This is a genomic window from Solwaraspora sp. WMMA2080, assembly GCF_027497395.1.
Taxonomy (GTDB): Bacteria; Actinomycetota; Actinomycetes; order Mycobacteriales; family Micromonosporaceae; genus Micromonospora_E.
The window spans coordinates 6,462,998-6,483,215 of sequence record NZ_CP114910.1 but is presented as its reverse complement, the minus strand read 5'-3'; the positions used below and the strand labels follow the sequence as shown (position 1 = coordinate 6,483,215).

Sequence of the window (20,218 nt, the reverse complement as noted above, 5' to 3'; positions counted from 1 at the left end):
GTGCCAGTAGAAGGAAATATTGTTGGCCTAATAACAAAATCCGCTATGTTTATTTTCTCACATATAGAAAGAACAGTAAATCGGAAGAAAGAAGAATCAGAGAAAGAATTTTTTCGAGCCTACTTAAACTCGGATCGAGTAAGCAAATCAGTTGCGTTGTATTCAATTTCTGAGCCAAACGATATCGACAAGACCGAGCTGCAAAACTTCCTATCTGGACCAACCGCGCGCACGATAGTTCGAGAGTTGCTAACCACACACCTTGCGACAAATGACTTCGACAGTCGACGACTTCGGGTAGCCTGGCAAATCGGTGCATGGTCAGAAATAAAGCGAGTACAAGCGCCAATCCTGAATCCATACCTAGATAAGATTTTCGACTGCATTGAGGGGGAATCGCGGCGCTTATCTGAACTATTTAAGGAGAAATGTCCAAGAATCGCAGGAGACATCACGAACGACGCAAAAATTGAACGGGTATCTAATATTTTAGAGTCAATCGAAAGGCATCTCTCATCCCTTAAAAGCATTAACGTTGCCCAAATCGATAGCGAAGCAGATTTGATCAGCAAGTATCGAAAGCAGGCAGCAAGAGCTCACGGCTCTATCGAACCTCCCGACTTCGAGCGCCGAAGAAGGCTGAACTACTCGACAATATACGTGAGCCCAAAATTTGCCGAAAGCGGTCGTCGTGAGACGGAACTCAGCCTAGAAGATCTGATAGAGGAACTTGATCGAACGGTAATCTTGGGCGACCCGGGCGGCGGAAAATCGACCGCCGCTAACGTGATAACCACAATCTTCGCAGCGACTCCCACCTACCAGATACCATTCTTTGTGCTACTGCGGGACTTCGCAGGAGAAATGGGCGAAAAATCAATCGTCGACTACTTGGCCCATCGATCATCGAGCCACTATCAGGTTGACCTACCCAAGGAGCTAATCCAGCGTCTCCTTGACACCGGCCGCGTTCTGGTAGTTTTCGATGGACTGGATGAGTTGCTCGATACGAGTCGCAGACGAGAGGTCGCGGACAGGGTCGAGCTCTTCTGCGCCAGGTACCCGTTATGCGCGGTGCTCGTGACGTCTCGCCTAGTTGGATACCAGCGAGCGCCAATGGACCCAAAGGAGTTTCGAGTGATCGAAATTTCACGGTTCGACGATCAAGATGTACAGCTGTATGCAGAAAAGTGGTTTTCACAGGAGAACCTATCGAGCGCTGAAAAGCAGCTGGCTATCTCCTCATTCGTTGAGGAAAGTAAGGTATCCCCAGACCTAAGGTCAAATCCGCTGATGCTAGCCCTCCTATGTATCATCTATAGAGGAGAACACTTCATTCCGCGGAACAGACCCGCAGTATACGAACGATGCGCAACGCTTCTATTTGATAAGTGGGATAGCAGCCGGCGCATATACTCCAATCTTCAGGCCGGACATGCCGTGGATCCTGCGATGAAGTACCTAGCGTACTGGATGCTGGTGAACGATAGCACGGGAGAAGGAGTCACAGAGCATGAGCTGGTCGATCGAACCACGACTTACCTTAAGGGATACCTGTTCGAAACCGACGATCAGGCACGCGAAGCCGCGCGGGAGTTTGTGGAATTCTGCAGGGGCCGAGCTTGGGTCTTTAACGACGCAGGCACGACCGCAGACGGCGAAGTCCTATACAAGTTTACCCATCGTACATTTCTAGAGTACTTTGCGGCTTATCACATTACACGCCTAGGGGATTCACCCGAGCAGATCGCACGCCTGCTGGCACCCCACATCCTGCGCGAGGAGTGGGATATTGTGGCGCAGCTTGCTACGCAGATCACCGATCGCCACAACGAGAGAGGCGGCGAGCGAATAGTCCGTTTTCTGCTTGCGCAGATCGACATAGAGAGTCCCACACAAAGCGCACTAGTTTCCTTCGTTTCCCGATGTCTTTCATTCTTGGTACTTCCACCGACGCAAGTTCGTCAAATAGTATCTGAAGCATATCGATTAATGATGCAACACCTCTGGATTGCACCAGAGGTTTCAGGCACCTCAGGCCAAATGCAAGCGATGACCGCAATACTGGAAGCACTGACAACCCCAAATAAGTCAATCATCCAAGACGAGCTAATTTCGCAGGTTCGAAGCGGCCTGGATTCAGATCAAACCTCGGCCAGCGTGGATGCTGCGGCATTCGCCCATATAGGCATATCAGCAGCAATGCCCCGTAGATCGCGCGTTAGGAACGAGGTAAGACTGTCATTCACCAAGGCCATCCAGGATTACAGAATCAAAATTGAACAGCTCGCAACAGTCAATCACAGCCTCTATCTCGGACTCCTATCTCTCGAAGACTTCGATATCGCCAAACCGCTAGCCAAGCATGGAACTGAGTGGCTATTCGCCGAATTTGAATATCCCGGATGGGGGTTAATCGCCTCGCCGTATGCGGGACATATCCTAAGGACAATGGCTGGCACCAGGCAAAATCGAAACAATCTCTATTGGAAACAAGTCGAGGGAATAAGCCAATTTTTGCTTCAGCTTGACGGCCCACCCTGGGGCAATCACCCAGGAGGGGACCGCCCTCTGTCCTTGAGCTTCCCGATGAACATCAGGAGGATCGTTGGCGCAGGAAATTCCGAGAGCTCAGAAGACCTGAGCCCAAATGAATTGAACGTTGGCGGAGTTCTTCTCTTCATCATGCTTGAAGGATTAGGCAGGCGGTTGCTGGTAGAGATGCCTGTTCTGGAATCTAGCCTTGGCCGACTACAATGCCTCATGCCACTCATAGAGGTAAGAACGGGCCAACCAGAGGGGCGAGCCTTCGCTAGAGCACTGGACTATTTTTCATCAGTCTACTCTTCGGAAAAGTCCTCCATGCTGCCACTATTGAGGCGCTGGGCTCGTCGAGAAGTCAATTTCTTGACACATACCTCAATTGCATTTCCTAAGCAGAGGGGCTCACTCGAAAGAGAACGTTCGGACTCTCCTGTTGCCGAATAGTCCTGTATTGGATCAAGACGCCGCGCCCAGCGCGGCGCGCGGGCGGAACACCGCCCGGCGGCAAGCCGCCCCGGACCGCTACGCGGCCGGGGCGGAAAACCACCGTCACCACCGGGCAGCCGCCCGCCGCGCCGCGCCGTGACTGATCGGCCGCAAGGTCGTCGCTTCGAAGGCGTCTACTCCTTGCCCAGCAGTGAAGCGACTTCTCGATCGATGGCTTCGGCCCGTTCCAAGGATTGCTGCTCGCGCATTAGGTATGCCTGGACCTGTAGCGATCTGACGAGGTTGGGTAGGTAGGCGGCGGGATTGGCGTCGGCCAGCCGCCGGCGGATCTCGACGGCTCCCTCGCTCGCGGCCAGGCCCTCCTCCCGCCGACCCACCTCGGCCAACCACACCGACCAAGTGTTCAACGACATGGCAAGGTCGGGTAGGTAGGCGGCGGGATTGGCGTCGGCCAGCCGCCTGTAGATGGCGACGGCTCCCTCGCTCGCGGCCAGGCCCTCCTCCCGCCGACCCACCTCGGCCAACCGCAGCGACCAGTTGTTCAACGACATGGCAAGGTCGGGTAGGTAGGCGGCGGGATTGGCGTCGGCCAGCCGCCTGTAGATGGCGACGGCTTCCTCGATTGCGGCCAGGCCCTCCTCCCGCCGACCCACCTCACCCAACCTGTTCGACCAGTTGTTCAACGATCCGGCGAGGTTGGGTAGGTAGGCGGCGGGATTGGCGTCGGCCAGCCGGCGGCGGATCTCGACGGCTTCCTCGATTGCGGCCAGGCCCTCCTCCCGCCGACCCACCTCACCCAACCTGTTCGACCAAGTGTTCAACGATCCGGCGAGGTTGGGTAGGTAGGCGGCGGGATTGGCGTCGGCCAGCCGCCGGCGGATCTCGACGGCTCCCTCGCTCGCGGCCAGGCCCTCCTCCCGCCGACCCACCTCACCTAACCTGTTCGACCAAGTGTTCAACGACGTGGCGAGGTCGGGTAGGTAGGCGGCGGGATTGGCGTCGGCCAGCCGCCGGTAGATGGTGACGGCTTCCTCGATTGCGGCCAGGCCCTCCTCCCGCCGACCCACCTCGGCCAACCGCAGCGACCAGTTGTTCAACGATCCGGCGAGGTTGGGTAGGTAGGCGGCGGGGTTGGCGTCGGCCAGCCGCCGGTGGATCTCGACGGCTCCCTCGCTCGCGGCCAGGCCCTCCTCCCGCCGACCCACCTCGGCCAACCACACCGACCAAGTGTTCAACGACATGGCAAGGTCGGGTAGGTAGGCGGCGGGATTGGCGTCGGCCAGCCGCCTGTAGATGGCGACGGCTCCCTCGCTCGCGGCCAGGCCCTCCTCCCGCCGACCCACCTCGGCCAACCGCAGCGACCAGTTGTTCAACGACATGGCAAGGTCGGGTAGGTAGGCGGCGGGATTGGCGTCGGCCAGCCGCCTGTAGATGGCGACGGCTTCCTCGATTGCGGCCAGGCCCTCCTCCCGCCGACCCACCTCACCCAACCGCACCGACCAGTTGTTCAGCTCTGCCGCGTACCGGTTCACCGCCTCAGGGTCACCGTCGGCGTCAGCAATAGGGCGTGTCGCCTCCACCAGTCGTCGTGACACCGCCACCGCGACACCCGTACGAGTCGTGGCGAACCCCAGCTCACGCAGCAACGCGTCCACCCGCTCAACCTGCTCGACCGTTAACCCGCCACCGTCGCGACCAGCGATGGCGTCCACAATCGCCGGCTCAAACCCGACCGGGTCAACCACCACCAACGCCGGCACGTACTCCGCCGGGAACCGCTCCACCAGCGTGACGAGCCCGTCACGGACGAAACCCAGCTCCTCCCCGTACAGACCAGCCGCATCCGGCGTCGACAAACACCGGTGCAACACCTCCACCGCGTGCCTCGCCGCCTCACCACCCGCCCCACCGCACACCGCCGCCAGATCCTCACACCACTGCCGCAGACTCGACGCCAACCCAAGCCCCGCCAGCCTCAACAGATGCGTATCCGCCAACCGGTCCGGCTTCGGCGCCTGCCACACCCGCTCCCGCGACTCATCCGGATACAACCCCCGCAACACCTGCACCAACCGCGACCGCTGCTCCCACCCCAACCCCGCCAACGCCGGCACCCGCCCCACCACCTCGACCGCTTCTGCTTCCAGCTCTGGCGCGGTCAACGTCACCGCCCCCATCGCCCACGCCTGCCCCGGTGCACTGATCGTGAGTCCCGCCGCCGCTAACGCCGACGCCACCTGCCGCTGCTCATGACGCAACACCCCCGCCAACGCATCACCGTCTCCCGAACGCTGCCCCTTCGCTGCGTCCAACACCGTCAACAACGCCGTCGCGTACAGATCCAACGTCGTCGCGAACCCCCGCGCCGGCACCGCCACCGACCCCACCGAATCCGGCACCACCCACCCCGCCTCACCGGCCCGGCCCGCGAACCGCTCCACAGCGCCCGCCCACACCCGCCCCACCTCGTCGGAATCCCACGACCGCGACAACGCCCCCAACCGCAACGGCGTCGGATGCACCCAGCCATGCAACCGGTGCTCCACCGCCAACTCCTCAAACCACCCCACATCCGTACGCGCCAACAACAACACCCGCACCCACGCCGCCGCCCCCGCCTCCTCAATCGTGTCCAACAACTCCGCCACCACCGGACCCACGTTCTCCGCGTAATCCACCACCAACAGCGTCCGCACCTCCAACACCGCCGCCGCCCGCACCCCCGCCACCAACTCCGGCACCCGCCGCAGATCCCGCCCAGCACGCCGACCCGCCTCACCACCTCCCGCCAGATCCGCCCACCGCACCGACCGCCACCCCGACGACGGCAACCGCACAAACCCCGCCAACCACCCCTCCCGACCCAGCCGGTCACACACCTGACCCGCAAGGTGCGTCTTCCCCTGACCACCCGCACCCACCACCAACCGCACCACCGGCCCCAACCCCGACCCACACCACCGCACCACCTCATCCACCTCACCACGCGGCTGCGCCTCCACCACCCCCGCATCCGGCCGCAACCACGAACCCACCAACTCCGACACCGGACCCGCCGACCCGACGAACAACAACCGCCGCACCCCGGCCACATCCCCCGGCGGCGGGACCTCAACGACGTCGTGGCCCTCAACCCGCAGGACCACGTTCCCATCACCAGTGATCACGGTGCTGTTGACCGCGACGCCCACCCCGCCAGCACCCGACACATCCACGTCGCCCAACGTCACGCCACCGGAGCCACCCCGCCCCGTCACGCCCGGCCGTCCCCAGCCGACCCGACCGAGTTGCCATCACCCGTAATCACCGTCCCGCCAAAGGCGAAACCGACGACACGATCACCGGACACCTCTACATCACCAACCGACACAGATTCAGCGCCCACACCGTCAACAGGCCCAAAACCACCATCCACGCCTGCCCCGGTGGTGGAACCGACCCCGTCAGACCCTGCGGAACGGCCAGACAGCAACACCTGCACCGCCAACGTCACCACCCCAAGGACCAGGCTCGCCACCGCAGCCCACCACGACGCCCGCTCCAACCCCTCACCCCGCAAGAAACCCACCAACAGCGCAACGCCAGCGCCGACACACATCGACACCACAACCAAGATCACCGTACGTACGACCTTCATTCACCCATCATCACCGATCACCACAACAGACACCCATCCACCAAACCACCCACCACTCCCACCACCGAACCGCCCACCCAAGCACCCGAACACCCGACACCGTCAAAGAGCCGGGGAAGTCATAGACCTCAGACGGCCCCAACAAAGATCAACTACGACAACGCCAGTACAAACGAGAACCGAAGCCACCGAGAGAGGCCGAGAGACGTCGAGGAACCCGCCGCAGGCCAGCGCCCCGACGTGCCCGGATCCACCGCCCGTACGCGGTTTAGGGGTTCGAGTCCCCGTCTCCGGCGTTGTCGACGGCGGCAGGGCGCGGTCCGGAAGCCGGCGGGGTTGGCCGCCGTCGTGGTCGGGGCTTCCGGCTGCCGCGCCAGTCCACAACCCGGACTGGCTTGCCACCGACACCGATCGCGCCGGGTCCGTACCACGCGGGGGTGCGTCCCCGGCCGCCGTCGACACCGCCCGGACCGTCCAAGATCAGGGCGTCTCCAGGGCGTCAGGGCGTCTCCAGGGCGTCAGATGACGACCAAAGTTCACCATGAACGACCATCGACGACGGGGAGTCCGCGCAGCTCAGATCCTTGATCAACGCATTGATCTGGGGTGGGACGGACGAGTCGACCTGTACGCCGGATTCTGTCCCGTACGCGCCGGTTGCCCGGGTCGCGCAGCGGTGGCGGCCATCCATCTAGGCCTACCGTCGCCGGCAGGCTCCAGCGGCCTACCCGCAGACTCGGGCGGGCAGCCCTCGAACGCCTGCGCAGGTCGGCGTCTCGCGACACCGGCCCTCTTGGCCTTGCTCCGGGTGGGGTTTACCGAGCCATCCCGGTCACCCGGGATGCTGGTGGGCTCTTACCCCACCGTTTCACCCTTACCGGGCGTTTCACCGCCCGGCGGTCTGTTTTCTGTGGCACTGTCCCGCGGGTCGCCCCGGGTTGCCGTTAGCAACCACCCTGCCCTGTGGAGTCCGGACGTTCCTCGGCAACAGGGGACGTATCCCCCGCTGACGCGGCCGCCCGGTCGACTCGTCCGTCCGAGGATCAATCGTACGCAGCCCACGATCATTCCCCACCCGCAGGCCCGGCAGGCCACCACGACCAGCCCAGAACAGTGATCTAGAAGGATCATGGTCGATATTCCGGCCAGATCCTTCTAGATCCACCGCACGACCTACGCCCGCAGCCAGGCAACAGCCAGGCGGCTCAGGTCAGCAGATCCACCGGTGGCTGGCCCCGCTCGCCCGGCGGCAGGTGGCCGATGTCGTTAGAGCTCACCAGGGTCGGCGGAGCGTCGCTGCGCCACTGCACGATCGTCAAGCCGCAGTTGAACTGGTTCAGCCCGAGCCACCGCCAGTACGGCGCGTCCAGCGCATGCCGGACCGCCCAGCCGATCACGAAGTTGTGCGTCACCACCAGTTCGTGCCGGTCGACGTCGCCGACCCGCCCCCAGTGGTTCACCGCTGCCTGTGCCCGTACCGCGCCGGGGTCGCGCTCCTGTTCCGGGACCGCGTCGACGAAATCGGCGTACCGCTGCGGCACCGCCTGGTCGGCGCGCCCGGGAGCCGGCACCGGCGTCACGTCGGCGGCGAACCGACATTCGTGCACCGGGATCCCGGGCAGGAAAGCCGCGATCTCCTCGGCGGTCTGCGCGGCCCGCGCCGCCGGACCGTGGTGGACGGCGTCGAACGGCACAGCACGCAGACGCTGACCGAGCCGGCGCGCTTGGCGCCGGCCGAGCTCCGACAGGCCTGGGTCGGACCCGGTCTCGTCGCTGTCCTGCTCGCCGTGCCGGACCAGGTACAGCAGCGTCCGCGCCATCCGATCATCATCCCGGCCCCGTCGCCGTCAGTGGGCCCGGGCCGCAGGAGTTCGCGCACGAGTTGAAGGTCAGCAACCTTACCGGCGGCAGAGAGGGTATCTGGCCTTCAACTCGAGCGCGGATCCGGCGGAGTGGCGGTCGGCTCGGGCAGGAGAAAGCAGGCTCAGCGGTCAGCGCGGGCAGGACGAGCAGACCCGGCGGTGAGCGCGCCGAGAGCGGGTCAGCGCAGGGCGCGGGCCAGCAGCAGGACGCCGATACCGACACCGAAGGCGACGATGCCGAAGCGCAGCACGGTCGGCGGCAGCTTGCGCACCACCCGCGCGCCGACGTAGCCGCCGACGATGGCGGCCGGGGCGACCGTCACCGCCGCGACCCAGTCGACCGGGCCGAATATGGCGAACACGGCGACGGTGGTCACCCCGACCGCCGCCGACAGCAGGTTCTTCAGCGCGACGACGCCGTTGAGCGCCTCGTCGAGCACCAGGGCCAGGCCGGCGACCAGCATCACCCCGAGCGCGGCACCAAAATATCCGCCGTACGCGGCGCAGAAGAAGGTCATCGCCTGCAGTGACATCTGTTCGCGCCCGGCTGGCAGGTCGCGGGGTTCGCCGACGAGGCGCCGCAGCTGGTTCTGGAAGCCGAGCACCGCCGCCGCGCTGATCACCAGGAACGGCACGATCAGCTCGAAGGCCCGGGGCGGGGTGATCAGCAGCAGGACGCAGCCGAGGACCGCCCCGGCGACGGCGGTCGGGATGAGGCGCCACAGTCCGCGGCGGCGCGGCAGGTCGTCGCGGCTGCCGACGGTGCTGGCCACGTAGCCGGGGCAGACCGCGATCGCGTTGGTGACGTTCGCCGACACCGGCGGCAGCCCGACGGCGATCAGCGCCGGGAAGGTGATCAGCGAGCCGCCGCCGGCCGCCGCGTTGACGGTGCCGGCCGCCAGCCCGGCCCCGACCAGCAACGCGAACGCGGGAAGATCCATCCTGCGAGGCTAGCGGCGCACCGGCCGCACCAGGTCACGGTGTGGCCAGGCCAACGCCAGCAGCGGCGGCCCCGGCCTCAGTCAGGGGGCGGCGAGCCCGGCCGCAGTCAGGGGGTGGCGATGCCGGCGAGGTGGGCGGTGTCGTTGACGGTACGCACCGCCACGCCGCCGTCCGGCCAGGTGTCGATCACCGAGATGCCGGTCGGGTCGAGGTAGAGCCGGTGCAGCAACGCGTCCCCGGCACCGAGCGCGTCCCGCAGCATGATCTTCAGTGGGGAGACGTGCGAGACCACCACGACGGTCTTTCCCCGGTACGTGGTGAGCAGTTCCCGCACCACCCGACGGACCCGGCCGGCGACCTGGGCAAACGACTCCCCGCCGGGCGGGGACAGTTCGGTGGAGGCGAGCCAGGCGGTCAGCTCGGCCGGCCAGCGTTCCCGTACCTCGGCGAAGGTGCGGCCCTCCCATTCGCCGAAGTCGCACTCGATCAGGTCGGCTTCGGCGCGTACCGGCGGGTCGCCGACCTCGGCGGCGATCGCCCGCGCCGTGTCGACGCAGCGCGACAGCGGCGAGCAGACGATGACGTCGACCTTGGCCCGGATCACCGCGATCCGCGCGGCGGCGGCGGTGGCCTGCGCCGCGCCCTGCTCGGACAGCGCTACGTCGCCGCGCCCGGAGTAGCGGCTTTGCTTGTTCAGCCCGGTCTCGCCGTGCCGGACCAGGATGAGCCGGGTGGCGGTGGCGGTGGTCGGCGGCTCCCAGGAGGCGGCCGGGGCGTCGCCGGCCCCGGCGACGGCGAACATCGACGGCTGGACCTCGACGACCGACCCGACGGAAGCCGTCGGGGCTGCAGACGCAGCCGAAGCGACCGGTGCCGGCGGAGCCTTGGTGGCCTTGGCCGGTTTGCCGGCGGCCTGGTCCATCGCCTGGTTGGCCAGGGCGTCGGCGCGCTTGTTCTGCTCCCGGGGGATCCAGCTGAACCTGACCGAGTCGAACTCGCGGACCAGTGTCGCAGCCTGCGCGGCGAGCGGCCGCAGCCCCGGATTCTTGATCTGCCACCGGCCGCACATCTGCTCAACGACCAGCTTCGAGTCCATCCGTACGTCGACCGAGGTGGCGCCGATCTCGGCGGCGGCCCGCAGCCCGGCGATCAGCCCCTGGTACTCGGCGACGTTGTTGGTGGCGACGCCGAGCGCCTCGCCCCGTTCGGCGAGCACCGTGCCGGTGTCGGCGTCGAGCACCACGGCCCCGTACCCGGCGGGTCCCGGGTTGCCCCGGGCGCCCCCGTCGGCTTCGACGACGACCTTCAAGGCGGCCTTCACAGGCCCGACTCGGCGGTCCGCACCATGATGCGGCGGCAGTCCTCGCAGCGAACCACCTCGGCCGGGTCGGCCGCCTTGATCCGGCCCCGTTCGGTGGCGGACAGTTCGAGTCGGCAGCCGCCGCAGCGGCCGGCGCGCATCAGCGCGGCGGCCAGCCCACCCGAGTTTTCCCGGATCTTGTCGTAGAGGGCGACCAGGTCGGCTGGGAGGTCGCCGGCCAGCGGGGCGCGGGCGGAGGTCTTGAACTGTTCCTCGCTGGCGATCTCGGCGAGGTTGCGTTCCCGGGTCTGCTCGACCTCGGCACGCCGTTGCCGGGTGCTGTCAATGCGTCCGGTGACCTGGTCGAGCGCGGCCTGAGCGGTCTCCCGCTGTTCCATCAGCTCCAGTTCGGCGTCCTCCAGCTCGGTCTGCCGGCGGGTCAGCGACGCGAGTTCGTGCTGCAGCGCCTCCAGTTCCCGGGCCGGACCGGAGCCGGCGGCGAGCCGGGCCTGGTCCTTGTCCTTGCGGGCGCGGACCTGGTCGACGTCGCGCTCCAGCCGGGCGATGTCGCGGTCCAGGTCATCGACGGCGACCTGGGCGCGGACCCGCTCGTCCTCCAGCGCTGACAGTTCCCGCGCCAGGGCGTCCAGCTCAGCGTGCTCGGGCAGGGTCCGTCGCCGGTGGGCGAGCTGGGTGAGCGCGGTGTCGATCGCCTGCAGGTCGAGCAGGCGGCGCTGGGCTTGCGGGTCTGCCTTCACGGATGGGGCTCCTCATGGGTGGATGCGGCGGGCGCGGAACGGGCGGGTGCCGTGGCGGTGGGGCCGGCGGGTGCCGTGGCGGTGGGGGTGACGCTGGTCGCCACCCGAGCGCGGCCAGCGGACGGCGTGTGCAGCGTCCACGGGTCGGTGTCGAGGTCGGAGACTGTGGCGGCGACCCCGAGTTCGCCGGTGAGGTAGGCGGCGAGGTCGTCCAGCCAGGGGCGTTCGGTGGCCCAGTGAGCGGCGTCGAGCAGCGCCGGGCCGCCAGCGGCTGTCTGTTCGCTGACCGGGTGGTGGCGCAGGTCGGCGGTCAGGTAGGCGTCGACTCCGGCGGCGCTCGCGGCGGCCAGGTAGGAGTCACCGGCGCCGCCGCAGACCGCCACAGTGGTGACCAGGCGTCCCGGGTCACCGGCGGCCCGTACCCCCCAGGCGGTGGCCGGCAGCACCTCCGCGGCGTGCCGGGTGAGCGCGGCGAGGCTGAGCGGCTGACGCAGCGTGCCGATCCGGCCGGCGCCCTGGCCGGCGACGGCGGCGGCCGGGCTGCCGGGTGCCGCCGGCACCAGCGGTCGCAGATCGGTCAGGCCGAGCCGGTCGGCGAGCGCGTCGGAGACGCCGGGTCGGGCCACGTCGGCGTTGGTGTGCGCGGCGTACAGCGCGACGCCGGCCCGGATCAGGTCGTGGACGATCCGCCCCTTGTACGTGGTGGGGGCGACCGAGGAGACACCGCGCAGCAGCAGCGGGTGGTGGGCGATGATCATCTCGGCGCCGGCGTCGACCGCCTCGGCGACGGTTTCCGGTACGCAGTCGACGACGCACCACACGTGCCGCACCGGGGCGCCCGGTTCGCCGAGGACCAGTCCGACGCGGTCCCACTGCTCGGCCCAGGCCGGCGGGTAGCGCCGCTCGACGGCGGCGACCACCTCGGCGACCCGTACCGGTGATGCTGCAGTTGTGTCCACGGCGGCCCAGCTTACCCATCCACCCGCCGCGCTCCGGACGTTCAGGTACGGCGGCGTCCGTTCGTCTGTGGGGCATCGCGCCCGTCGGGCGCTGCGGCGTCCCGGTCAGCCGTGGGTGGTGCCGGCGGACAGCTGCTCGTCGAGGGCGTCGAGGGTGAGGTGCCAGGGGATCCGGTCGATGATCTGGTTCCCCTCACCGGGCGGCTGTAACGGCAGCACGTCGTCGCCGAGCAGCACCTGCACCCCCCAGCCGCGCAGCCGGGCGACGCTCTCCTGGAACGCCGGGTGCCCGGCGAGCGCGGTGTTGGTGAACGGCAGCGTGACGATCGGCAGACCCTTGCCCTGTGCTTCGACGACCAGTCCGAGGGCGAGGGTGTCGGTGATCCCGGCGGCCCACTTGTTGATCGTGTTGGCGGTGGCGGGGGCGACGATCATCGCGTCGGCGGGGGGTAGCACGTCCGGGTCGCCGGGGTTCTTGTAGTCGACCCGCACCGGGTGGCCGGTCTGTGCGGCCAGCGCCGGCAGGTCGACGAACTTGCGCCCGTCCGGGGTGACCACCACGCACACCGACCAGCCGCGTCGTCGGGCCAGCGTGACCAGCCTCCCGACATGTCGGGAGGCTGGGCTGCCGCAGGCGATCACGTAGAGGGTCCGGGCACCGGCCGGGGTCACACCGTCACCTCTCCGTCGATGGGTACACGTCCGTTGCGCGGGTGTCGGGTCACACGCCGACCCCCATGTGTTCGGCGAGTTCGGCGACCGGCGCCGAGGGCGTACCCCGGGTGCGGCGCAGCACGTCGGCCATGACGGCGTGGGCCACTGGCCGGCAGCGGATCTCCGCCGGGGCGAGCCGGTCGCCCTCCAGCAGCATCTCGGTGGCCTTTTCCAGCTCGCCGGACTGAGCGTAGCCGCGGGCAATGTCGAGCAGGTGGTGCGCCCGCCGTTCCGGCAGCAGGGCGCTGAAGCCCGGATCTTCCATTATCGCCTGGTGGGTCTCGACCGCTGCCCGGCCCTCGCCGAGCTCCACGGCGGCCGCCGCCCGGTGCAGTTGCACGTTGGTCGGGCCGAAGCAGGTCCAGTAGTGGTTGCGGTTCTCGCCGAGCGCCCGCGCCGCGTCGTCGGCGCCGTTGACCAGGTCCCGGACGGTGGCGCTGTCGCCGAGCCGAGCGGCGGCCATCGCGCCCTGCAGCAGCAGCAGGCCGTAGACGGACAGCTGCTCCGGGGTGCTGCTGCGGCTGTCCGCCGGGGCGAGCCCGTTGGCGATGTTCACGTTCACCTCCAGGGCCGCTCGGGACCGGCCGAGGGCCAGCAGTGCGTTGCCGACCCGGCAGGTCGCCACCCCGGTCAGCAGCCGGTCACCGGCCCGGTGCGACACCGCGATCGACCGGTCGGCGGCCAGCCAGGCGAGGTCGTACTCGCCGAGCTTGCGCAGCGTGGACGAGGCGATCTGGTAGAGCTGGCCGAGCAGACTCGCCGCCTGCTGCGCGTTGTCGTCGTCACCGGTGTAGTGGGCGTCGGCGGCCTGCGCGTCGCGCAGCAGCCGGGGCAGCGCCCGGGCCAGCACCCCGTACTTGGCGTGCTGGAAGGTCAGCCAGGCATGGTTGGTGGCCTTGTGCATCTCGGCGAGCTGCGGCGCGTCGTTCGCGGGTCGGAACAGAGTGCTGATCGAGTCGTAGCGTTCCAGTGCGGCCCGGATCTCCTCCACCTCCACCTGGTCGATGCAGGTGACGCTCTCCGGCCGCCGCTCCGGGTCCTTGCCGAGCAGCAGTTGCGCGTCGAGCTGTAGCACGTCGGCGATCTCGTGGATCACCGAGAACTTGTCCAGCCGGCGCACCCCCCGTTCGACCTTGTCCACCCAGCTCTTGGATTTTCCGAGCCGATCGGCGAACACCTGTTGGGACATTCTGCGCCGGCCACGCCAGTAGGCGACCCGCCGACCGATGGGTAACTCTTCCACGCTCATGTTCCCCCTCGCGGTGCCGGGCACTTCGGAGCCGGCAAATGTGCTGGTCGATGCGGCATCCCCCCGGACACCGGGACCACTGACCGTGCTCATCGCACAGGCAGTGCGTTAGGTCCATCACAGATGGTCGTAGTTTTCGATGCAAGTTGCAAAGGGTTGGCAGCCGAAAAGTTCCGGCGTGTCGCCGCGGCGTCCCCCGCCCGGGCACGCCGGATCCGGCTGCCCTCACCCGACCGGTCGGACCCGACGAGTGGTCCGGGCGGCACCCAGATGCCTTGGAGGAATGTCGATCATGCGGTGGACGGTCCAACCGCCTTTCGTCCGCCTGCGGCTCCGCCGCGGCGCGCTGCGCTACGCCAGACACGGCTGGCCGGTGACGCCAGGGGCGTACCTGCACCAGGGGCGCTTCCGGTGTGACCGCCCCGGCTGTCCCACCACGGGCTGCCACCCGGCGTTGCAGCACTGGGAGCGGGACGCCAGTGATCAGCGCGACCGGGTCGGCTCGTGGTGGCGTCAGCAGCCGCACACCGTCCTGCTGGCCACCGGACACGCGTTCGACGTGCTCGACGTGCCGGCCCGGCTCGGCCTGCGGACGCTGTGCACGCTGCGGCTGCGCGGCGGAGCGGCGGCACCCGGCCGGGGCCAGCTGCGCGGCCCGGTCGCGGTCACCCCGACCGGGCGGTGGATGTTCCTGGTTCGCCCGGGTGACGCGCTGCGCCCGGAGCTGGCCGATTCGCTGGACGTCATCCAGCACGGGCCGGGCTCCTGGATTCCCGCCCCGCCGACGGTGCTGCCGCAGGGGCCGGTCCGCTGGGCGGTCGATCCGGACGAGGTCGGCTGGCGGCTACCGGACTCGTACGCCGTACAACGGATCATCGTCGACTCCCGGGAACACGCCGCCGCGCCACCCAGGCTGCCGCAGCCCCGCAGCGCGCCGGTCGGGCCGCTGCCGGGTGCCGTGCCGCTCACCGTCCCGGTCGTCCCGGCGGCGACGGTCTTCGTCCCCCGGCAGACGTCCACCCTGCGCCGGGCGTTGTGACCTTCCCAGTGGTCACCTGCGGGTGACTCCGCCTACCCGGGTGCTCACCCGGGTAGGCGGATCTTCCCGGCTGCCGCCGGCCCGGGACCTCACGGTCCCGGGCCGGCGGCCGTCCTGTTTGCCGGTTGAGGCGCAAGCTGCGGGACCGGGCTGCGTGAGCGGCGGGCGATTGGGTAATGCCCCGATGGCCGTTCGGTACGCATCGTTCGGTACGCATCGTTCGGTAGGCACAGCGCGTGCCGCACCACGCCACCAAAGCCACCACGCCACGGCCGTCGGGACGTTCGGAGGGAAGGCACGCCATGCTCAGCAGGGAGGATCAACGCCGGTTCGACCAGATCGCCCGCCATCTGCGGACGACCGATCCGGACTTCGTCGCCCGCCTGGGCGATCAGGCCGCCAACCGGCGGAACCGGGCGGCGATCATCGCCAGTGTGCTGCTCTGGGCGGTGGTGCCGCTGCTCGCCCTGTTCGGCGGCTGGATCGCCGCGTCGATCTGCACGGTGGCGCTCACCGCCGCGGGAGTCCTCGCGCTGCGGGCCCGCCGCTGGTAGCCCCGACCGCAGCGGCAGCCCACGTCAGTCGTCGGCCGGCGCGGGTTCGGCGAACCGCCGGTAGGCCCGGCCCAGCACTGTCGCCAGGCCCGGGCCGCCGATCACCGGTGACGGCGCCCCGAGCTGGCGCAGCAGCAGGTCGGCACGGGCCGACAGGACCGGCTCGCGGTCCGGCAGCGGCACCGGCGCCCGCCAGAATCCGGCGTCCGACGCGGCGACGGGTTCGGACAGGCCGGCCAGCGCCGGGCCGGCACCGACCCGGGACGTCACCGGCGGCGTGTCGGAGTCGGTGGACGGCGAGCCAGTCTCGACGAAGGGCGCACCGGCGGACGCCGCACCGTCGACGGACGGCGCACCGTCGACGGACGGCGCACCGTCGACGGACGGCGCACCGTCACCACCGCCCCGGGCGAGCCGCAGCTGACGCAGCAGGGCGGCCCGGTCCCGTCCCCGCCAGTGCAGGATCTGGAACGGGTCGGTGTCGAACTCCTCGGCCAGCAGATAGCAGGTGGCGGCCAGGTGCTTGCACGGCACCGCCGCGTCCGGGCAGCTGCAGCTCATCGCCAACTCGTCGACGCCGGCCGGGAACAGTGGTGCCCCGGCGGCGACGAACACCTCCTCCAGCTCCGGCGGCAGGTCGCCGGCGAGCAGCCGGGCACTATACAGCGCCTGGCCGGCCAAGGTGTTCTCGATCCGCCGCCACACCGCGTCACCGTAGCGCCGCAGCTCGATCCGCGCCTGGTACGGCCGGGGCCGGGATCCCTGCACCTGGGCGCTCACCACGCCAGGTGCCACGGTCAGGGCGAGCACCTGCCCGGCCCGGGCGTAGGAGCGGCCCCGGGTGAGCCGGGTGCCCAACGCGAACGACTCCAGCACGTCGACGAAGCGGCGCGACCACCAGGACTGTCCGATCGCGCCCCGGGTGCTGCGGGCGCGCAGCCCGCCGTCGACCCGCCGGGGCCGGCCGTAGTCCTCGAACCGGCTCATTCGACCACCGCCCCGGCCTCCAACGTGAACAGCTCCCGCAGCTGCGCGGTGGACAGCTCGGTCAGCCACTGCTCACCGCTGCCGACGACGGTCGCGGCGAGGCCACGCTTGTCCGTCACCATCGCCGCGATCTTCTCCTCCACGGTGCCGGCGCAGACGAACTTACGGACCTGCACCGCCCGCCGCTGCCCGATCCGGAACGCCCGGTCGGTGGCCTGGTCCTCCACCGCCGGGTTCCACCACCGGTCCACGTGCACCACGTGGTTGGCGGCGGTCAGGGTCAGCCCGGTGCCGCCGGCCTTCAACGACAGGACGAACAGCGGCGGCCCGGCCCGACCACCGCCGCCGTCGGCATGGCCGGCCTGGAACCGGGCGACCAGGTCGTCACGGTCCGCCTTGGCCAGACCGCCGTGCAGGAACAGCACCTCCCGACCTGTGTACGCCGACAGGTACCCGCGCAGCATCGCGCCGAACTCGGCGTACTGGGTGAACAGCAGCGCCTTCTCCCCCGCCGCCAGCACCTCGTCGAGGATCCCGGTGAGCCGGGCGAGTTTGCCGGAGCGGCCGGGCAGGTGCGAGCCGTCGCGCAGGAACTGCGCCGGATGGTTGCAGATCTGCTTGAGCTTGGTCATGGTGGCCAGCACCAGGCCGCGCCGCTCGACGCCGTCGCTGGACTCGATCCGCCCCATCATGTCGTCGACCACCGCCTGGTAGAGCGACGCCTGTTCGGCGGTGAGGTGGCACAGCACCTCCATCTCCAGCTTCGCCGGCAGGTCAGAGATGATCGAGGTGTCGGTCTTGAGCCGGCGCAGCACGAACGGGCCGGTGATCCGGCGCAGCCGCTGCGCGGCCTCGGCGTCGCCGTGGCGTTCCACCGGTTCGGCGTACCGGCGGCGGAACGTGGCCGCGCCGCCGAGCAGGCCCGGATTAGCGAACTCCATGATCGACCACAGGTCGGCGAGGCGGTTCTCCACCGGTGTACCGGTGATCGCGACCCGGTGCCGGGCGGGCAGTGACCGGATCGCGACGGCCTGGCGGGTCGCCGCGTTCTTGATCGCCTGGGCCTCGTCGACCATGATCCGGTGCCAGCCGACCCCGGCCAGGTCAACGGCGTCCCGGGCGGCCACCGCGTAGGTGGTGACCACCAGCCGGGCGCCGGTCACCGCAGCGACGAACTCCGGGCCGCGGGGCCGGTCGGTGCCGTGGTGCATGTGCACCGTCAGGTCCGGCACGAACCGGGCCGCCTCCCGCTGCCAGTTGCCGACCAGTGACATCGGACAGACCAGCAGCGTCGGACCGGCGTCGGGTGCGTCGGCGGCGAGCAGGGCGAGCAGCTGTACGGTCTTGCCGAGTCCCATGTCGTCGGCGAGCACCCCGCCGAGTCCCAGCGAATCCAGGAACCGCAGCCAGGCCAGCCCCCGCTGCTGGTACGGACGCAGCCGCCCCCGGAAACCGGCCGGCTCGGCCACCGGGGTGAGCCGGCGCTCCACCTCACCGCTGAGCAGGTCACCGAGCGCCCCGGTGGCGTCGATGCCCAGCACCGGCAGCCCCACGCCGCCGTCGTCGTCGCCGAGGGCGACCCGCAGCAGGTCCATGACGGTCAGCGCACCACCGGAGCGCAGCAGCGCCAACCCGGCAGCGATCCGCTTCGGGTCGACCTCCACCCATTCGCCGCGCACCCGCACCAGCGGTGTCTTGGCCCGGGCCAGATCGCGCAGCTCCTGCTCGGTCAGCGGCTGATCACCGAGGGCCACCTCCCACTCGTAGTCCACCAGGTCGGGCAGGCCGAACCGGCGGTCGACGGCGACAGTGCCCGGCGCGGTCGGGGTTCCCGCCCGCAGCCGGGCACCGAGCCGGGCCGCCGGCCGCTGCCACCAGGAGGGCAGCAGCACGCCGAACCCGGCGGCGTGCAGGGTCGGTGCTCCGTCACGCAGGAACCGGTGCGCACCGGTGACGTCCAGGTCGACGCCGTCGGGGGTGGCGGTACGCAGCGCGTCGTCGATCGCCGGCCAGAGCCGGCTGGCCCGACCCAGCTCGGCCAGCAGCGTCTCCTGCGGGTCGGCGGTGTGCCGGGTCAGCGGTTGGAGCTGCCGGCCGACGCGCCAGATCGCCGCCGCGTCGACCAGCAGGCTCGGCTCGGCGGTGGCCTGCAGTGCGAACTCCAGCCGCCACCCGTCGGCACCGTCGACGAGACCGGCCGACCCGTCGGCGGCCGGCTCCTCAGTGGCGGGGGCGGGTTCGCGCAGCCGGAACAGGGCCCGCACTGGACCGCCGGCCGCGTCCCGCTGCCAGTGCTCCAGCTCGGCGGCGAGGGTGTCGAGCGCCGCGACCGGGGCGGTGAAGTCCCGCCGGGGCCCGGTCAACGCGGTCAGCCAGGCGTCGCGGGCGGCCAACGGCCCGGACCGGGCCCGGCCCTCGGCCAGCCGTACGCCGTGCAGCGCGGCACGGGCGGCGGCGTCGGTCAACGCGTCGAACGCTTCGGCGACGCGCCGGTGTCCGGTGCCGGGCGCCCCGGCGGCCAGGGCCGCCGCCGGGGTGGCCAGCGTCAGCGACCGGGCCCACCGCTGGTCGGCACCGGTCAGCAGCGGCAGCCAGCAGGCGGTGGCCGACCCGGGTGCCGGGCCGGGCCGGACGGCGGGCAGCACCCGGCCCCGGGCGACCAGTTCGGCGGCGAACCCGGCGAGCAGCGCCAGGTGGCGTACCCCGGCACCGATCACCAGCCCGCCCGGCAGACCGTCGGCCGCCGCGACGCCGCCGGGCAGACCGTCGGCCGGTGCGACGTCGGCCGCCGGATCGACGTCGTGCAGGGTGCAGAGCACCGACAACGCCTCGTCGGCGTCGAACTCCAAGGTGGACACCAGCCAGTCGGCGTGGCCGCCGTCGCGGGCCAGCCCGGTGGTCGGCGCGTCGGACTGGGTACGGACCAGCTCCGGTGACTCGACCGGAGCACCGGCGACGGTCGGCAGCCGGACCGCCGTACTGCCGGTGGCCGCCTTGACCGCCACCGGCCCGAGCAGTGGGCTCAGCGCGGCGACCAGGGCCTCGTGTCCGGCGGCGAACGGGTGCGGTCGGCGGCGCGGCGGTCGCCCCGGCCGCCGGGGCGGCGCCGACGGTAACGTCGAGTCCTCGGCCCAGACGGCGAGCCGACCGTCGGGGCCGAGCAGCCCCTGCACCACCAGCACAGCCACTCCTTCGCCGTCGGCACCTGCGCCGATGGTACGGGTGG

The 20,218-nt window shown here is 69.2% G+C and carries 14 protein-coding genes and 1 other RNA gene; 3 read left to right on the top strand and 12 right to left on the bottom strand.

The genetic code is table 11. The features are described from left to right. A complete protein-coding gene (locus O7543_RS29720; protein ID WP_281550833.1) occupies positions 1 to 2,988 on the top strand; it encodes an NACHT domain-containing protein in 2,988 nt (995 codons plus the stop codon). A 176-nt stretch (positions 2,989 to 3,164) separates the two neighbouring features. Here the strand turns inward: O7543_RS29720 and O7543_RS29715 are convergent, their stop codons facing one another. The 10 genes from O7543_RS29715 to O7543_RS29670 all read right to left on the bottom strand — a co-directional run bounded on the left by O7543_RS29715 (position 3,165) and on the right by O7543_RS29670 (position 14,406). Then, positions 3,165 to 6,248 carry a tetratricopeptide repeat protein gene (locus O7543_RS29715; RefSeq protein ID WP_281550834.1) on the bottom strand — a complete coding sequence of 1,028 codons (3,084 nt, stop codon included), beginning with the start codon at positions 6,246 to 6,248 and terminating at the stop codon, positions 3,165 to 3,167. Beyond that, entirely contained in the window at positions 6,245 to 6,628 is a 384-nt protein-coding gene (locus tag O7543_RS29710; protein WP_281550835.1) for a hypothetical protein, read from the bottom strand. Before O7543_RS29710 ends, O7543_RS29715 begins: the two co-directional genes overlap by 4 nt. A 612-nt stretch (positions 6,629 to 7,240) precedes the next feature. Beyond that, an RNA gene (gene rnpB / locus O7543_RS29705) (RNase P RNA component class A) lies at positions 7,241 to 7,659 on the bottom strand. Positions 7,660 to 7,833: 174 nt separating this feature from the next. Further along, a complete protein-coding gene (locus O7543_RS29700) occupies positions 7,834 to 8,448 on the bottom strand; it encodes a histidine phosphatase family protein (RefSeq protein WP_281550836.1) in 615 nt (204 codons plus the stop codon). Between the two features lie 221 nt (positions 8,449 to 8,669). Further along, complete coding sequence (locus tag O7543_RS29695; RefSeq protein ID WP_281550837.1) at positions 8,670 to 9,431, bottom strand: sulfite exporter TauE/SafE family protein; 762 nt, start codon at positions 9,429 to 9,431, stop codon at positions 8,670 to 8,672. Positions 9,432 to 9,538: 107 nt separating this feature from the next. After that, positions 9,539 to 10,753, bottom strand: a complete 1,215-nt coding sequence (locus tag O7543_RS29690) for a bifunctional RNase H/acid phosphatase (protein WP_281567297.1) — start codon at positions 10,751 to 10,753, stop codon at positions 9,539 to 9,541. Next, positions 10,750 to 11,490, bottom strand: coding sequence for a C4-type zinc ribbon domain-containing protein (locus O7543_RS29685; RefSeq protein ID WP_281550839.1), 741 nt, complete (start codon positions 11,488 to 11,490; stop codon positions 10,750 to 10,752). The genes O7543_RS29690 and O7543_RS29685 overlap by 4 nt, the downstream gene beginning before the upstream one ends. Continuing rightward, positions 11,487 to 12,449 carry a Nif3-like dinuclear metal center hexameric protein gene (locus tag O7543_RS29680; protein WP_281550840.1) on the bottom strand — a complete coding sequence of 321 codons (963 nt, stop codon included), beginning with the start codon at positions 12,447 to 12,449 and terminating at the stop codon, positions 11,487 to 11,489. Before O7543_RS29680 ends, O7543_RS29685 begins: the two co-directional genes overlap by 4 nt. 105 nt (positions 12,450 to 12,554) lie before the next feature. Then, positions 12,555 to 13,121, bottom strand: a complete 567-nt coding sequence (locus O7543_RS29675; RefSeq protein WP_281550841.1) for a flavoprotein — start codon at positions 13,119 to 13,121, stop codon at positions 12,555 to 12,557. Between the two features lie 49 nt (positions 13,122 to 13,170). Next, positions 13,171 to 14,406, bottom strand: a complete 1,236-nt coding sequence (locus O7543_RS29670) for a helix-turn-helix domain-containing protein (protein WP_281550842.1) — start codon at positions 14,404 to 14,406, stop codon at positions 13,171 to 13,173. Between the two features lie 298 nt (positions 14,407 to 14,704). Between O7543_RS29670 and O7543_RS29665 the strand changes: the two genes are divergently transcribed. Beyond that, on the top strand, positions 14,705 to 15,451 hold the full coding sequence (locus tag O7543_RS29665) for a bifunctional DNA primase/polymerase (protein ID WP_281550843.1): 747 nt from the start codon (positions 14,705 to 14,707) through the stop codon (positions 15,449 to 15,451). A gap of 302 nt (positions 15,452 to 15,753) precedes the next feature. Further along, entirely contained in the window at positions 15,754 to 16,005 is a 252-nt protein-coding gene (locus O7543_RS29660; protein WP_281550844.1) for a DUF3040 domain-containing protein, read from the top strand. 24 nt (positions 16,006 to 16,029) lie between these two features. Here the strand turns inward: O7543_RS29660 and O7543_RS29655 are convergent, their stop codons facing one another. Both O7543_RS29655 and O7543_RS29650 read right to left on the bottom strand, forming a co-directional pair. Further along, positions 16,030 to 16,992, bottom strand: a complete 963-nt coding sequence (locus O7543_RS29655; RefSeq protein WP_281567296.1) for an SWIM zinc finger family protein — start codon at positions 16,990 to 16,992, stop codon at positions 16,030 to 16,032. Next, a complete protein-coding gene (locus O7543_RS29650) occupies positions 16,989 to 20,174 on the bottom strand; it encodes a DEAD/DEAH box helicase (RefSeq protein WP_281550846.1) in 3,186 nt (1,061 codons plus the stop codon). The genes O7543_RS29655 and O7543_RS29650 overlap by 4 nt, the downstream gene beginning before the upstream one ends. Positions 20,175 to 20,218: the final 44 nt, after the last annotated feature.

Bases quoted from the DNA above. Each gene is read 5' to 3' on its own strand.
- O7543_RS29710 (WP_281550835.1), bottom strand. From the start codon at position 6,628: ATGAAGGTCGTACGTACGGTGATCTTGGTTGTGGTGTCGATGTGTGTC.
- O7543_RS29700 (WP_281550836.1), bottom strand. From the start codon at position 8,448: ATGGCGCGGACGCTGCTGTACCTGGTCCGGCACGGCGAGCAGGACAGC.
- O7543_RS29695 (WP_281550837.1), bottom strand. From the start codon at position 9,431: ATGGATCTTCCCGCGTTCGCGTTGCTGGTCGGGGCCGGGCTGGCGGCC.
- O7543_RS29665 (WP_281550843.1), top strand. From the start codon at position 14,705: ATGCGGTGGACGGTCCAACCGCCTTTCGTCCGCCTGCGGCTCCGCCGC.
- O7543_RS29660 (WP_281550844.1), top strand. From the start codon at position 15,754: ATGCTCAGCAGGGAGGATCAACGCCGGTTCGACCAGATCGCCCGCCAT.
- O7543_RS29655 (WP_281567296.1), bottom strand. From the start codon at position 16,992: ATGAGCCGGTTCGAGGACTACGGCCGGCCCCGGCGGGTCGACGGCGGG.